Here is a 14,310-nt window from a genome sequence, read left to right as displayed (position 1 = left end):
GAAATCGCCCAGGTCGGGATCATCTCGGCCAACGGCGACACCGTCGTCGGCGAGAAGATCGCCGAAGCGATGGAAAAGGTCGGCAAGGAAGGCGTTATCACCGTCGAGGAAGCCAAGGGGCTCGAGTTCGAACTCGACGTCGTCGAAGGCATGCAGTTCGACCGTGGCTATCTGTCGCCCTACTTCATCACCAATGCCGAGAAGATGTCGGTCGAGCTGACCGATCCGTACATCCTCATCCATGAGAAGAAGCTGTCGAACCTGCAGGCGATTCTGCCGATTTTGGAAGCGGTCGTCCAATCGGGCCGTCCGCTGTTGATCATCGCCGAGGACATCGAGGGCGAGGCCCTGGCCACGCTGGTCGTCAACAAGCTGCGTGGTGGCCTCAAGGTCGCCGCGGTCAAGGCACCGGGCTTTGGCGATCGTCGCAAGGCGATGCTCGAGGACATCTCCATCCTGACTGCTGGCGAGATGATCTCCGAAGATCTCGGCATCAAGCTCGAGAACGTCACCGTCGCGATGCTCGGCACTGCCAAGCGCGTCACGATCGACAAGGACAACACGCTCATCGTCGATGGTGCCGGCTCCCACGAGACGATCAAGGCGCGCACCGAAGCGATCCGTTCGCAGATCGAGAACACGACGTCGGACTATGACCGTGAGAAGCTGCAAGAACGTCTGGCGAAGCTCGCCGGCGGCGTTGCCGTGATCAAGGTCGGCGGTTCGACCGAGGTCGAGGTCAAGGAGCGCAAGGATCGCGTCGACGACGCCCTCCACGCGACCCGCGCCGCGGTCGAGGAAGGCATCGTCCCGGGCGGCGGTACCGCGCTCCTCTACGCCACCAAGGCGCTCGAGGGCATGAAGGGCGTCAACGACGACCAGACCCGCGGCATCGACATCATTCGCAAGGCGCTGCAGACCCCGCTGCGCCAGATCGCACAGAATGCGGGCTTCGACGGCGCCGTCGTCGCCGGCAATTTGCTCCGCGAGAATGACGAAACCCGGGGCTTCAACGCCGCGACCGACGTCTACGAGAACCTCGTCGAAGCCGGCGTGGTCGACCCGACCAAGGTCGTCCGCATCGCGTTGCAGGACGCGGCCTCGGTCGCCGGCCTGCTGATCACGACCGAAGCGGCCGTGAGCGAACTTGCCGAGGACAAGCCGGCGATGCCGATGGGCGGCGGCGGAATGGGCGGCATGGGCGGAATGGATTTCTAAGCGAATCGGTTCGGCCGGCGGGGCGCTCAGTCCCTAAGGCTGATCGAACCCGTTCGACGTCCAGCAGCGGCTTTGCCGCTGCCCGTCAGAAGCGAAAAGAAAGGGCCGGCCGGGATCACTCCCGCCGGCCCTTTTCTTGTTCGGGATGGCCGCAAGCGAATAATTGCTGACGACCCGAAATCTGCCATTCGCGATCAATTCCGGCAATCCTGAAGAGCAGTCGTTCGTCGGCCGCTTATGTCAATTTATGAACGACTGGGCCGGGCCGGACGACGTGCATCGCGGCTGGGGCATCGCCTGAATATGAACAAGCTAGCTGGGGGCGAAGCTGCTCAGCTTCATCCATCCTCCAAGCGTTCGGACGAGGTCGGGATCGCCGGTCAGCGTAATGCGCCCCGCCGCGATCTCATCGACCATTTTCGACATCCCCATCCACGCCGACGTCATGGCCTTGAGGTCCGCCGTTACGTACAGATCGACATCAAAGCCGGGGTCGATGGAACATAGCTCTGCGCCGGTGGATGGGGACACGATCAGCCAATAGTGCCGTTTGTCCTTCGTTAGTTCGGGGTAGATGAACTCGACCACAATACGGCGCGGCGGGAGCGGATCCGGATTTATCTTTCGCCGCATGTTCCACATCAAAAGTTGGGCATCGAGGTTTCCAAGGGTGCATTGATGATCGACCCAACGCATTGACCATTCGCCAAGGGCCCGGATTACCGGCGCGAGGTCATGGCCGGCGTCCGTCAGCCGATATTCCTTGCCGTGACCCGTGTCGGCCCGCCGGACGACCCCATTTCTCTGTAGGTCTTTAAGGCGTTTCGACAGAAGGGCGGGAGACATTCGCGGGACGCCTCGCAGTATTTCGTTGAAGCGAGTCGACCCGGAAAGCATTTCTCCGAGCAGGACTAAGGTCCATCGCGACGCGAGTATCTCCGATGCCATCGCAACGGGGCAGAACTGGCCATAGCTTCTTTCTGTCATGTCGACAGGCTCCTCCCCCTGCATAGCCTCGTCAACTACAGAAAATATACTGGAGGCGCTTCAAACGGAGAACTAGTCGCCGGCAGTCGAGGAGCGGATGAAAGCGGGACGGCACGGTAAAGGGTGCCAATTCAGCCAAGGAATTGATCATGCCTCTCGTTGATATTCAGGTCATCAAAAATGTCTTTACGCCTGAGCAAAAGGGCCAGCTTATCGAAAAAGTCACTGACGCGATGATCTCGGTCGAGGGCGAGGCTATGCGCGGTGTGACCTGGGTGCGGGTCCACGAAATCGAGGAAGGAAACTGGGCAATCGGCGGAACTCGCCTGACGGCGGCCGATTTGCACAGGATGGCTCAGGGCTAATCCAGGCTTGCGTCCGCGTCCGCTTCCAAAATAGCTGGAAGTTGAAACAGATGGGCAGCTTGCCAACAAAAGCGGCTGCCACCACCGAAAACCCTGTCCTACAGCACACCCTTCGTGCTATGCCCAAATCGGCTCTTTTTGCTTCCTAAAAATAAACCAAATCGGACGCAAACTGCGACCGCGTTAAACCCCACGTCACCGCGAACATTGGGAACATTCGCGGCCTTCGACCAGCCCCGAGCACAACGAAAAAGGGCCGCCAGGTTGCCCCGGCGGCCCTTCCCGATCTCACTCCCGGAGGAGCGAAATTACTTGGCGGTGTTCGCCACGGCGTTGGCCGTCGCGTTCATGCCGTTCGCCGTGGCTTTGGCGGCGTCCGCAGCCGCATTGGCAGTGGCGTTGCCGGCGGCGTCGAGCGCGTTGTCTGCGCTGGCGCCCGCATTCATCGCCGCATTGGTGTCGACCGCAACCGTGTTCTCGGTGGTGACGGTGTTGTTGTCGACCGTGGTTGCGGTCTTCTTCTCGCACGCGGCGAGGCCGAGCGCGAGGACCAGAGCGGTCAGGGCAATTTTCTTCATGATCGTTCCATTCCTTGTTCGGTGCCGGAGGTTCCCCGACAGAGGCTCGGCCTGCCGTAAAAATCGGTCAGGCCAACGCGCGGCATTATAGGGGTGTGTCGCGTCACGCAATCGTCATTTGGTGCGGTGCGACGAATTGAGGGCGCTCGACGCCGCCCGGGAAGGCGGGTAGCGCGGAAAATAATGCTGTTTCGCCTCCTCTTCTCCCTGATTGTGTTGATGCTCCACGCTCCGGCCGCGGCCGGTGGGCTGGCGGGCGGCGGCAACGCGATCCAGCCGGAACTGGTCGCCGAGGGCAGCGCCCGGCCCGGCCAGCCGCTCGATCTCGCCATCGTCATGCACACGACGCCCGGCTGGCACGGCTATTGGCAGAACCCGGGCGAGGCCGGTCTCGCGATGCGTGTCGACTGGCAGCTTCCGCCCGGCGTGACGGCGGCGGCGTTGCGCTATCCGGTGCCGACCAGGCTGCTTCTCTCGGGGATCGTCAATTACGTCTACGAGAAAGACTATGCGCTGCTGGTCCGGCTGACGGTGCCGGCGGGGGCGAGCGGGATCCTCCCGATCCGCGCCAAGGCGCAGTGGCTCGCCTGTACCGAGGAAGTGTGTGTTCCCGAGCACGGGACGATCGCGCTCGACCTGCCGGTCGGCGATGGCGCGCCGGTCTTGCGTGACCGGTTCGACGAGTGGCGCCGTGCGCTGCCGCGACCGCTCGCCACCACCGGGCGGTTCGCGTTGGACGCTGGGACGCTTCATCTCGCGCTGCCCCTCCCGGCATCGGTGACGGTCGGCGAGCCCTATGTCTTCCCGGGCGAAAACGGCCCGATCGATCTCGCCGCGCCGCAGAGCTTTCGTCGCCAGGGTGACTGGCTGATCGCCGACCTCAAGCGCAAGCGTGGCGCGCCGCCGCGTCTGACCGGCGTGCTCGCGCTGGGCGACGGGCGCGGCCTGTCGTTCGAAGCGGTGCCAGGCGCGGTGCCGAGCGGCGGCCAGACGGTGGGCGAGGTCGGCATGCGCGCCGTGTTGCTGGCGCTGCTCGGCGCGCTGGTCGGCGGGATGCTGCTCAACCTGATGCCGTGCGTATTCCCGATCCTCGCGATCAAGGCGCTGCATCTCGCGCGCTCGGGTGGCGACGAACGGCAGGCACGGCGCGAAGCACTGGGGTATGCGGCTGGCGCAATCCTCGGCACCGGCGCGCTCGGGGGATTGCTGCTGGCGATTCGCGCGGGGGGAAGCGCGGCGGGCTGGGCGTTCCAGTTGCAGGATCCGCGCACGACGCTGCTGCTGATGCTGCTCGCCGCCGCGATCACGCTCAACCTGCTCGGCCAGTTGCGGCTGCCGGTGATCGGCGGCGAGACCAATCCGAGCGGAAGCATCGCCACCGGCGCGCTCGCCGCGTTCGTCGCGACGCCCTGTGCCGGGCCGTTCCTCGGCGCCGCGCTCGGCACCGCTCTATTGCTGCCCGCACTCGGCTCGGTGGCGGTATTCGCGGTGCTCGGGCTCGGGCTTGCGCTGCCGTTCGTGGCGGTCGCTTTCATCCCCGCGTTGCGCACCCGGCTGCCCAGGCCCGGCGTGTGGATGATCAGGTTCCAGCGCTTCCTTGCCATCCCGATGGCGGCAACGGCGGTCGGTTGCCTGTGGCTGCTCTATCGCCAGGCGGGGATGCAGGGGCTGCTCGTCGGGCTTGTGGCGGTCGGACTTCTGACGCTGCTGCTGGTTGTATTCGGCAAGCGCCAGGGCTTTGGCTGGCTTGCGCTGACTGGCGTTGCGGCAATTGCGTTGGCGGGAGCATTGCTCGTGCCGCCGCGCGCTCTGTCAGCGGCGCAGCCACCGCTGGGCTCGGCGGCGTGGAGCGAGGCTGCGGTCGCCTCGGCCAGCGCGAGCCATCCCGCCTTCGTCTATTTCACCGCCGACTGGTGCCTGACGTGCAAGGCCAACGAGGTCGCGGCGATCGACCGCGACGAGGTTCGCGCCGCCTTCCGCAAGGCCGAAGTGCGGGTCTTTTCGGGCGACTGGACCGCCGGCGACCCGGCGATCACCCGCTTCCTCGAGAAGCAGGGCCGCGCCGGGGTGCCGCTCTACTTGTGGTACGAGCCGGGCAAGGCGCCCGAGGAACTGCCGCAGATCCTGACGCAGGGCATGCTCATCGAGCGGGCAGCGCGGGTACGCTAGCCGCTGATGTTCAGCGCAAGCTGGCGTGAATCAGCGGCTCAAAGAAGCCGAGCGTTCGTAGACCTTGCGGCCCGCGATCCACGTTTCGAGCACTTTCGTCGCGGCGATGTCGGTCGGGCGTGAAGCCGCGATATCGCGGTCGACGACGATGAAGTCGGCCCAGTGCCCCGGGTCGAGCGAGCCCAACCGGTCGTCGGCCATCCCCGCATAGGCCGCCTCGCGGGTGAAGCCAGCCAGCGCCTGCGCCAGCGTGACCCGCTCCTCCGGCCGCCAGCCACCCGGCGGCTGGCCCTGCGGATCCTGCCGGCTGACCGCGGCGGCGATTCCCGGGAACGGATTGGGCGATTCGACCGGGAAGTCCGACCCGAACGCCAAATGCGCGCCGGTCGCGGCGATCGAGCGCCAGGCGTAGGCACCGGCCAGCCGCTGCGGCCCGAGCCGCGCTTCGGCCATCGTCCGGTCGCTGGTCTGGTGAGTCGGCTGCATCGAGGCGATGATCCCGGCCTTCGCCAGCCGCCCGATGTCGGCCGGATCGAGAATCTGGGCATGTTCGATCCGCCAGCGGCGGTCGGTGCCATAGGTCTGGCTCAGTTCCTCATACGCACCGATGACCTGCGCATTGGCGGCATCGCCGATGGCATGCACCGCGACCTGGAAATGATCCATCGCGGCGCGGCTGGCGAGGTTCTTCAATTTGGCATCGTCCATCAACTGAAGCCCGCGCGAACCCGGCGAGTCGCTGTACGGCGCCTTGAGCCACGCCCCGCGCGAGCCAAGCGCACCATCGGCGTAGAGCTTGACCCCGGCCATGCGCAGGCGGTCGCCATAGAGCCACGGCGTCGGTTTCGATCCCGCGATGCTGAGCAGCGCGTCGATCCCCGCAGCGTAGCTCATCACCCGCACGTTTAGCCGGCCACCGTCGCCCGCACGGCGCAGCGTGTTCCAGTCGGCCTCGTTGGTGCCCATGTCGGCGACGGCGGTCAGGCCGTAGCCGAGCAGCAGGCGCTGAGCATTGGCCAGCCCCTGGTCGCGCTGGCTGGGCAGCGCGGCGGGGATCTTCGCCTCAACCAGGTCGCGCGCCGCGTCGACGAACAGGCCGTCGATGATCTGGCCACCGGACGGCGCCTTGGTCGCGGGCGTGACCCCCGCTTCGCGCAGCGCGGCGCTGTTGCCGACCGCGGCATGGCCGTCGACCCGGACGAGCCAGACGGGACGGTCCTTCACGATCGCGTCGAGGTCGGCGCTGGTCGGGAAGCGCTTGTCGGACCAATCCTCCTGGTTCCAGCGATTGCCGACGATCCAGCGCGGCGCAGCATTGGTCGCCGCGAAGGCCACCAGCCGCTGCTGCAGCTCGGCGATCGAGTGCGTGCCGGTCAAGTCGAGCTGAAGGGTGCCGAGTCCATATTCGCCGACATGTCCATGCGCGTCGATCAGCCCGGGCAGCAGCGCGCGGCCCTGGCCGTCGACGCGGAAGTCGACCCGTTTGGGCCGCGCATCGCCAAGGCCAAGCAGCTGAACGACCTTGCCATCGCTGCCGACGACCAGCCCGGTGAAATGCTGCAGCTGTCCCGCGCGGTCGACCTGAAGCCCTTTGACGTTGTCGATCAGCGTGTCGGCAAGCGCGCTGGTCGAGAGAAGCGAGAGGGCGACGGCGAGGTGTGAAGCTTTCATGGCCGTGGGTGGTAGCATTGTTTGACGCGCGGGGAAGAGCTACGCCGCGCCGCCATGACGAACCTCACCGCCCCAACCCTCGACGACATCCGCGCCGCCGCGCGCCGCATCGAAGGCGCGGTGGTGCGCACCCCGACACTGCTCAGCCGCAGCCTGTCCGACATGATCGGTGCCGAGGTCTGGCTGAAATTCGAGAATCTCCAGTTCACCGCCGCTTACAAGGAGCGCGGCGCGCTCAACAAATTGCTCCAGCTAAGCCCCGACCATCGCGCGAAAGGCGTGGTTACCGCATCGGCCGGTAATCATGCCCAGGCGCTGGCCTACCATGGTCACCGCCTCGGCATCCCCGTCACGATCGTCATGCCCGAGGCCACTCCGATGATGAAGGTCACCCAGACCGAAGGGCATGGCGCGACCGTCATTCTTCACGGTGCGATGTTCGACGACGCCTATGCCTATGCCTGCGAGCTCGAGCTCGAGCGCGACCTCGTGTTCGTCCATGCGTTCGACGACCCTGCGGTGATCGCCGGGCAGGGGACGATCGCGCTCGAGATGCTCGCCGACGCGCCCGACCTCGACCTGCTCGTGGTGCCGATCGGCGGCGGCGGGCTGATCTCGGGCATGGCCACCGCCGCCAAGGCGATCAAGCCCGGCATCGAGGTCGTCGGCATCGAGGCCGAGCTTTATCCGTCGATGAAGAATGTCGTCGAGGGCGGCCACTGGCCGATTGGCGGCGACACCATCGCCGAGGGCATCGCGGTCAAGGAGCCCGGCGTGCTGACCCGCGAGATCATCGGCGCGCTGGTCGACGATATCCGGCTCGTCGCCGAGCGCGATATCGAACATGCCGTCGCGCTGCTGGTGGCGATAGAGAAGACCGTCGTCGAGGGGGCCGGCGCGGCGGGCCTCGCGGCGATGCTCGCCGAACCGGGGCGCTATGCCGGGCGCAAGGTCGGGACGGTGCTGTGCGGCGGCAATATCGACACGCACCTTTTGGCCAACGTGCTGGTCCGCGAGCTCGTCCGCTCGGGCCGGGTGGCGCGGCTCGCGATCCTCGCCCCCGACCGGCCGGGCGTGCTGGTCCGCATCGCTGAATGTTTCCTGCAGCACCGGGTCAACATCATCGAGGTTCACCATCAGCGGATTTTCACCACCCTGCCGGCCAAGGACACGCTGATCGAGGTCGAGTGCGAAGCGCGTGACGCCGCCGCGGTCGACCGCGTGATCGAAGCGTTGGGCGAAGCGCAATTCCGGGTCGAACGCTCGCTGCTTGACTAGGGAATACTCGATCGCCGGTGCGTCATCCTGGCACAGTGCGCGGTTTAACCCTCTTTTCGCGGGACCAACTCTTTTCAACCGCGTTTACCGGTCGCATAAAGGGTTTCCTAACCATTCAAGGAAGGCCGGTCCGGGTGAGCGCCCCATTTCGCTTCCCTAAGTTCTTCGTGACCAACCCCTCGCCGTGCCCGTATCTGCCGGGCAAGGTCGAGCGAAAGGTGTTCACCGAACTGAACGGCCGCCATTCAGGCGAGCTCAACGAAGCGCTCGGCCGAATCGGGTTCCGCCGCAGCCAGTCGGTCGCCTATCGCCCGAGCTGCATCGACTGCAACGCCTGCGTCTCGGTCCGCGTCGCCGCGGGCGAATTCACCCCCAGCGCGACCCAGCGCAAGATAATCCGCCGCTACGCCGACCTCGAGGTCACCGCGTGCAAGCCGTGGTCCACCGAGGAGCAATATGAGCTGCTCGGCCGCTACCTCGCCGCGCGCCATCCCGGCGGCGGCATGGCCGAGATGGACGAGAGCGACTTCGCCGACATGGTCGAACAGACCCCGGTCAGAACCTACATTGTCGAATATCGCGAGCCTTCGGTCGACGGGAAGCCCGGTAAGCTGGTCGGCGCCTGCCTGTCGGACCAGCAGTCCGACGGCCTGTCGATGATCTACTCGTTCTACGATGTCGGTCCGGGCGCGCGCAAAGGGCTCGGCACGTTCATCATCCTCGACCACATCATCCGCGCCGCGCGCGCCAACTTGGCCTATGTCTATCTCGGCTACTGGGTCGAAGGGTCGCAGCGGATGGCCTACAAGGCGAGCTTCCGCCCGCTGGAGCGCCTTGGCCGCGACGGCTGGCGGCGGATGGATGAGGTCGCCGTGGAATCATCGTCGGATCGACCGGAGGCGCCCGTCTTTGCCGAACGGCGGCGGACGCTGATCGACGCCTGACGCGGCGTCGATTGCTTCTTGGGGAGGAGCGAAAGATGGCAGCAACAAAAGATATGCTTCGAACCTTAATTTGTATAAGCTGCCCGCGCCGCAGGCTTGCCGGGGCTTGCTAGCGGCTGAGAGCGCCTTCGCTCCCGCCTAACGGGGCCTGATTGCAACAGAATTTAGATCCTGCTTTTAGCCAGACGCTGGCGCTGGCCATCCTTGATACCATCCCCGAGCCGTGCCTCGTGCTCGACGGGAAGTTTTGCGTGCTGGCCGCGACGCGCTCCTTCTACGCGGTGTTCGAAGAAAGCCCCGCGACGGTTCATGGTCGCAGCCTGTTCGAGCTCGGCAAGGGCGAATGGGACATCGCCGAACTGCGGCGACTCCTGTTCGCGATCATTCCCGACCAGTCGGTGATGGAAAAGTATGAGGTAGAAACCGAAGTCGCGCACTCCGGGCGGCGCACGATGCAACTCAGCGCCCGCACCGTCCACTATGAGGGCACGCTCGGGACAACGATCCTCCTGTCGTTCAACGACATCACTGACCGCCGCCGGATCGAACACGAAAAACAGGCCCTGCAAAACCGGACCGACGTGCTGCTCGAGCAGCACAAGATCCTGCTCGCCGAGATGCGCCATCGCGTGGCCAACAGCCTGCAGATCATCGCCAGCATCCTGCTGCTCAAGTCGCGCGCGGTGAGTTCGGAAGAGACGCGCCAGGAACTGAACGATGCGCACAGCCGGGTCCTCTCGATCGCCGAGGTTCAGAAGCATCTCTACCCGGCCGGTGGAGCCGAGCTGGTCGACATCAAGCTTTATCTGACCAACCTCACCACAAGCATCAACAAATCAATCGTCGGCGATCAGAAGATCCAGATCTTCGTCTCCGTCGAAAAGGGCAGTACGCTGGTGTCGAGCAGCGCCGTCAGCGTCGGCCTGATCGTCACCGAGTTGCTGATCAACGCGATCAAATACGCCTTTCCTGTCGCCCGGGCCGACGCCTGCGTACGGATCAGCTTCGAACAGGATGGCGAAGACTGGAAGCTCAGTGTCGCCGACAACGGGGTCGGCATGCGTGCCAAACCCACGCCGCCCAATCCCGGTGGCCTCGGCACTGCGATTGTCGCGGCGCTGGTCAAGCAATTGGGGGCCAAGCTGACCGAGGCATCGACCAAGACGGGCCTGACGATCAGCATCGAGCGCGCGACGTTCGTCTCGGCGCTGCCGAAAGCGACTTAAGTTTCTGCGGGCACCCTGACAGGGCGCGTCTCGCTCATCGTGAACAGTACCGGCAAGACCGCCACGGCGACGATCGCGATCATCGCGCCGGGGACGAGTGGCGAGCCGGTGCGCACCATCAGCAATTGCGCGAGATAGGGGGTCAGCCCGCCGAACACGGCGGTGGCGGCGGTCGCCCCGAACGCGAGCCCGCTGAGCCGCCCCTCGCCGGGAAATTGCTCGGCGGTGGCGACCGCGCCGACCGCGCTGTACGCCCCCGCGACGCCCGCCAGGACGATCGCCCCGACCAGCGCGCGTTGCGGCGATCCACTCGCCATCAGCAGGAACATCGCCATCGGCAGCGCCGCGCCAAGGGCCGCGATCGCGATCAGCACCGGCTTGCGCCCGACCCGGTCGGACAGCAGCCCGGTCAGCGGGGTGACGAGGATCACCACGACCGCCGCTGCGGTCGACAGCCACAGCGAATCGCCCTCGCCCAGCCGTCCCGCCGAGGTGAGGAAGGTCGGCACGTACGTGATGCCGACATAATAAGTGATCGACCCGAGCGCCGAGATAGCGAACGAGCGGGCGATGCCGATGCGGTGGTTGGCGAGGGTGTGGCGCAGCGGGCTTTCGGGCACCGTGCCGCGCGCTTTCTGCCGTTCGAATTCGGGCGATTCCTCCATCGCCGAGCGGGCGACCCACACGCTGCCGGCAAGCCCGGCGCCGACGAAGAACGGGATTCGCCAGCCCCAGCCGGTCAGCGCCGCCTCGCTCATCAGGCTGACGGTCAGCGCCGAGACCCCTACCGCGAGCAGCGCGCCGACTTCGCTTGCTGCCGCGGCGAGCGATGCGATCAGCCCGCGCCGACCGGGTGGCGCTCCTTCGAGCAGATAGGCGACCACGCCGGTATATTCGCCGCCGACCGAGAACCCCATGACACAGCGAAACAGCAGGAGGAGCCACCCCGCCGCCGGTCCGATTTGCGCCCGCGTGGGAAGCAGCGCGGTGGCGAGCATCGCGGCGGTCATCACCGCCATCGACAGCAGCATCATTGTCCGTCGCCCGTGGCGGTCGCCGACGTGGCCGAAGAAGATCGCCCCGATCGGCCGCATCAGATAGGCGATCGCGAACCCGCCGAGCGTCGTGATTAGCGACGCCGCGCCTTCGCCGAAGAACACGCGCGACAGGATCGTCGCGACATAGAGGTAGAGGGTGAAGTCATACCATTCGACGATGGTCGAGAAAGCGGCGATGACCATCGACTTGCGCGATACCGCGCGATGCGGGCTGGCGGCATCGTTCATGCGGGCGGCTTGTGCCGGGATATCGCGCGGGCGTCACGACCCAAATCGTCGGCGCCCCCGCGAGTGTTCGTCGGTTCAGGCGACCGCGGCTTCCGGCAGGTCCACCCCTTCGGCGTCGCGCAGGACATAGCCGCGACCCCACACAGTCTCGATATAATTGTCGCCGCCGCACGCCAGGCTCAATTTCTTGCGCAGCTTGCAGATGAACACGTCGATGATCTTCAATTCGGGCTCGTCCATCCCGCCATAAAGGTGGTTGAGGAACATTTCCTTGGTCAGCGTCGTGCCCTTGCGCAGCGAAAGCAGCTCGAGCATCGCATATTCCTTGCCGGTCAGGTGGACCCGCGCGCCGTCGACTTCGACCGTCTTGGCGTCGAGGTTGACCGCCAGCTTGCCGGTGCGGATGACCGACTGGCTGTGGCCCTTCGAACGGCGGACGATGGCGTGGATGCGCGCGACCAGCTCGTCGCGGTGAAATGGCTTGGTGACATAATCGTCGGCGCCGAAGCCCAGCGCGCGGACCTTCGAGTCCATCTCGTTGAGGCCCGACAGGATCAGCACCGGGGTGCCGACCTTGGCGGTGCGCAATTTCTTGAGCACGTCATAACCGTGCATGTCGGGCAGGTTGAGGTCGAGCAGGATGATGTCGTAATCATACAGCTTGCCGAGATCGAGGCCCTCTTCGCCAAGATCGGTGGTGTAGACATTGAAGCCCTCGGTCCCCAGCATCAGTTCGATGCTCTTGGCGATCGTCGCCTCGTCCTCGATCAGCAAAATCCGCATCGTCCGTCCCCTGTGCAAACCCGTCGCAAGAGCGTCTTAACCAGCAATCGTTGCGCGCTCTTAACGTCGTTGAAGCGACCATTAACCATTCAATCTCTGATGGCAAAAGGTTAATAACTCCTAAAAGTCTGGAATCCCGTCGCTTTGTGGCATTGGGGACACAAAGCCGATCCACTCTCTTGTCGCGCTCACCTTGCCAGCCGCCGCGCCCCGCCGCATGGCGCGCTCATGCTCGAGGACCTCATCCTGTTTATAGACGGCGAAGCGATCGTCCTCGACAAGCCGGCCGGTTTGCCGGTCGACGCGCCGCGCGCCGGGGGCGACAGCATCGAACGGCGGATCGACGAGCTTCGCTGCGGCTTCAAGCGCCCACCCGTCGCGATGCACCGGCTCGATCAGGACACGTCGGGTTGTTTGCTGTTCGCCCGCCACGCGTCGGCCCGCGTCGTGTTCCAGCAGGCGTTCGAGGCGGGGACGGTCGAGAAAACCTATCTCGCGGTGCTCGCCGGAGAGGTCGCCGAGGAAGGCGTGATCGACTTGCCGCTGGGCAAGGTATCGAGCGCCGAGGCGGGGTGGAAAATGCGCCCCGACCCGGCCGGCAAAAGCGCGATCACTCACTGGCGCCGCCTGGCGATGCGCGACGGCCGCAGCCTGGTCGAGTTCCGCCCGAAAACCGGCCGCACCCACCAGATCAGGGCGCACGCCCGCGAGGGGCTCGGCGCCGGGATCATCGGCGATTTCGTCTATGGCGTGCCCGGCGGCCCGATGCTGCTTCACGCCGTCCGCCTGGTCGTCCCGCGCGGCAAGAAGCCACCGGTCGACGTCATTGCGCCGCTGCCCGAAGCGTTCGCCGAATGGCGCGAGGACGCCGCGCTCGATGAAGCCTGACGACGTCCGCATCCCCGACGACGCGCTGTCGGAGAAATTCCTCGCCGCGACCGGGCCGGGCGGGCAGAACGTCAACAAGGTCGCGACCGCGTGCCAATTGCGCTGCAACGTGTTCGCGCTGGGGCTCAGCCCACAGGCTTACGCGCAATTGAAGACGATCGCCGGGAGCAAGCTCACCAGCGGCGGCGAGCTGATCATCACCGCGCGGCGTTATCGCACGCAGGAGGGCAACCGCGAGGACGCCCGCGCTCGGCTGGCGAAGATCATCGCCGATGCCCGGATCGTTCAGGCCAAACGCCGCGCCACCCGCCCGAGCCGCGCCGCCAAGGCGAGGCGGGTCGAGACGAAGAAGGGTCGGGGCGAAGTGAAGAAGGGCCGGGGGAAGGTGAGTCTGGACTGATGCACGATTTCACGATCACCGCCGACGACAAGCCGACGCTCTACAGCGACCTCGCGGCGGCGCTCAAGGGACTGGTCGCGGGCGAGCCAGACCCGATCGCCAACATGGCCAACGCCGCCGCGCTGATCTTCGAAAGCGTGCCGGGGCTCAACTGGGCCGGCTTCTATCGCAACGTCGGCGGCGAGTTGGTGCTCGGGCCGTTCCAGGGCCGCCCGGCGTGCATCCGCATCGCGTTCGGCCAGGGCGTGTGCGGCGCGGCGGCGGCAACCCTCAAGGTCCAGCGCGTCGACGACGTCCACAGCTTCCCCGGCCACATCGCCTGCGACGCGGCCAGCGTCAGCGAACTGGTCGTGCCGATCGTTCGAGACGGCCATCTGATCGCCGTCCTCGACCTCGACAGCCCCGACGCAGCGCGCTTCGACGAAGAGGACGAGGCGGGGTTCGTGGCGATTGCGTCGCTGCTCGTGAAGGCGCTGTAGTCATCGAACAGCATTCATCCCGTTAACCCAAATCTTTG

General features: G+C 65.7%; 15 protein-coding genes. 10 read left to right on the top strand and 5 right to left on the bottom strand.

Annotated features, from left to right (window positions below; translation table 11 throughout):
- Both groL and Q0R27_RS12380 read left to right on the top strand, forming a co-directional pair.
- The coding region (gene groL, locus Q0R27_RS12385; RefSeq protein ID WP_293945286.1) for a chaperonin GroEL at positions 1–1,218 on the top strand (1,218 nt) is incomplete at its 5' end.
- Positions 1,219–1,381: 163 nt separating this feature from the next.
- A complete protein-coding gene (locus Q0R27_RS12380) occupies positions 1,382–1,519 on the top strand; it encodes a hypothetical protein (RefSeq protein WP_293945284.1) in 138 nt (45 codons plus the stop codon).
- A gap of 11 nt (positions 1,520–1,530) precedes the next feature.
- Here the strand turns inward: Q0R27_RS12380 and Q0R27_RS12375 are convergent, their stop codons facing one another.
- On the bottom strand, positions 1,531–2,166 hold the full coding sequence (locus tag Q0R27_RS12375) for a winged helix-turn-helix transcriptional regulator (RefSeq protein ID WP_293945288.1): 636 nt from the start codon (positions 2,164–2,166) through the stop codon (positions 1,531–1,533).
- A gap of 188 nt (positions 2,167–2,354) precedes the next feature.
- Here Q0R27_RS12375 and Q0R27_RS12370 point away from each other — a divergent pair, with 188 nt between their 5' ends.
- Complete coding sequence (locus tag Q0R27_RS12370) at positions 2,355–2,570, top strand: tautomerase family protein (RefSeq protein ID WP_293945282.1); 216 nt, start codon at positions 2,355–2,357, stop codon at positions 2,568–2,570.
- A gap of 308 nt (positions 2,571–2,878) precedes the next feature.
- Here Q0R27_RS12370 and Q0R27_RS12365 read toward each other — a convergent pair whose 3' ends face one another.
- Positions 2,879–3,148: a circumsporozoite protein gene (locus tag Q0R27_RS12365; RefSeq protein ID WP_293945280.1), complete on the bottom strand. Its 270-nt coding sequence runs from the start codon at positions 3,146–3,148 to the stop codon at positions 2,879–2,881.
- Between the two features lie 183 nt (positions 3,149–3,331).
- On the opposite strand from Q0R27_RS12365, the gene Q0R27_RS12360 reads away from it, so the two are divergent.
- Entirely contained in the window at positions 3,332–5,317 is a 1,986-nt protein-coding gene (locus Q0R27_RS12360; RefSeq protein ID WP_293945278.1) for a protein-disulfide reductase DsbD domain-containing protein, read from the top strand.
- A gap of 30 nt (positions 5,318–5,347) precedes the next feature.
- Here the strand turns inward: Q0R27_RS12360 and Q0R27_RS12355 are convergent, their stop codons facing one another.
- Positions 5,348–6,988: an amidohydrolase gene (locus tag Q0R27_RS12355; protein WP_293945276.1), complete on the bottom strand. Its 1,641-nt coding sequence runs from the start codon at positions 6,986–6,988 to the stop codon at positions 5,348–5,350.
- A 54-nt stretch (positions 6,989–7,042) separates the two neighbouring features.
- On the opposite strand from Q0R27_RS12355, the gene Q0R27_RS12350 reads away from it, so the two are divergent.
- The 3 genes from Q0R27_RS12350 (at position 7,043) to Q0R27_RS12340 (ending at position 10,436) form a co-directional block, all read left to right on the top strand.
- Positions 7,043–8,266 (top strand): threonine ammonia-lyase, encoded by a 1,224-nt coding sequence (locus Q0R27_RS12350; RefSeq protein ID WP_293945273.1) that lies wholly within the window; start codon positions 7,043–7,045, stop codon positions 8,264–8,266.
- Positions 8,267–8,400: 134 nt separating this feature from the next.
- Positions 8,401–9,210 carry an arginyltransferase gene (locus Q0R27_RS12345; RefSeq protein ID WP_293945271.1) on the top strand — a complete coding sequence of 270 codons (810 nt, stop codon included), beginning with the start codon at positions 8,401–8,403 and terminating at the stop codon, positions 9,208–9,210.
- Between the two features lie 152 nt (positions 9,211–9,362).
- A complete protein-coding gene (locus Q0R27_RS12340) occupies positions 9,363–10,436 on the top strand; it encodes a histidine kinase dimerization/phosphoacceptor domain -containing protein (RefSeq protein WP_293945269.1) in 1,074 nt (357 codons plus the stop codon).
- Here Q0R27_RS12340 and Q0R27_RS12335 read toward each other — a convergent pair.
- Positions 10,433–11,722, bottom strand: coding sequence for an MFS transporter (locus Q0R27_RS12335; RefSeq protein ID WP_293945267.1), 1,290 nt, complete (start codon positions 11,720–11,722; stop codon positions 10,433–10,435). The genes Q0R27_RS12340 and Q0R27_RS12335 overlap by 4 nt on opposite strands.
- A 75-nt stretch (positions 11,723–11,797) precedes the next feature.
- Positions 11,798–12,505, bottom strand: coding sequence for a response regulator transcription factor CtrA (gene ctrA / locus Q0R27_RS12330; protein ID WP_293945265.1), 708 nt, complete (start codon positions 12,503–12,505; stop codon positions 11,798–11,800).
- Positions 12,506–12,733: 228 nt separating this feature from the next.
- On the opposite strand from ctrA, the gene Q0R27_RS12325 reads away from it, so the two are divergent.
- The 3 genes from Q0R27_RS12325 to Q0R27_RS12315 are packed head-to-tail and all read left to right on the top strand — an operon-like array spanning position 12,734 to position 14,272.
- A complete protein-coding gene (locus Q0R27_RS12325) occupies positions 12,734–13,393 on the top strand; it encodes an RNA pseudouridine synthase (protein WP_293945263.1) in 660 nt (219 codons plus the stop codon).
- On the top strand, positions 13,383–13,793 hold the full coding sequence (gene arfB, locus Q0R27_RS12320) for an alternative ribosome rescue aminoacyl-tRNA hydrolase ArfB (RefSeq protein ID WP_293945261.1): 411 nt from the start codon (positions 13,383–13,385) through the stop codon (positions 13,791–13,793). The genes Q0R27_RS12325 and arfB overlap by 11 nt, the downstream gene beginning before the upstream one ends.
- Positions 13,793–14,272 carry a GAF domain-containing protein gene (locus Q0R27_RS12315; protein WP_293945259.1) on the top strand — a complete coding sequence of 160 codons (480 nt, stop codon included), beginning with the start codon at positions 13,793–13,795 and terminating at the stop codon, positions 14,270–14,272. Before arfB ends, Q0R27_RS12315 begins: the two co-directional genes overlap by 1 nt.
- Positions 14,273–14,310 lie beyond the last annotated feature (38 nt).

The organism is Sphingomonas sp. (assembly GCF_025362505.1).
Lineage (GTDB): Bacteria > Pseudomonadota > Alphaproteobacteria > Sphingomonadales > Sphingomonadaceae > Sphingomicrobium.
Note: the sequence above shows the minus strand (reverse complement) of the source record. Positions and strands in the feature narration are given on the sequence as shown.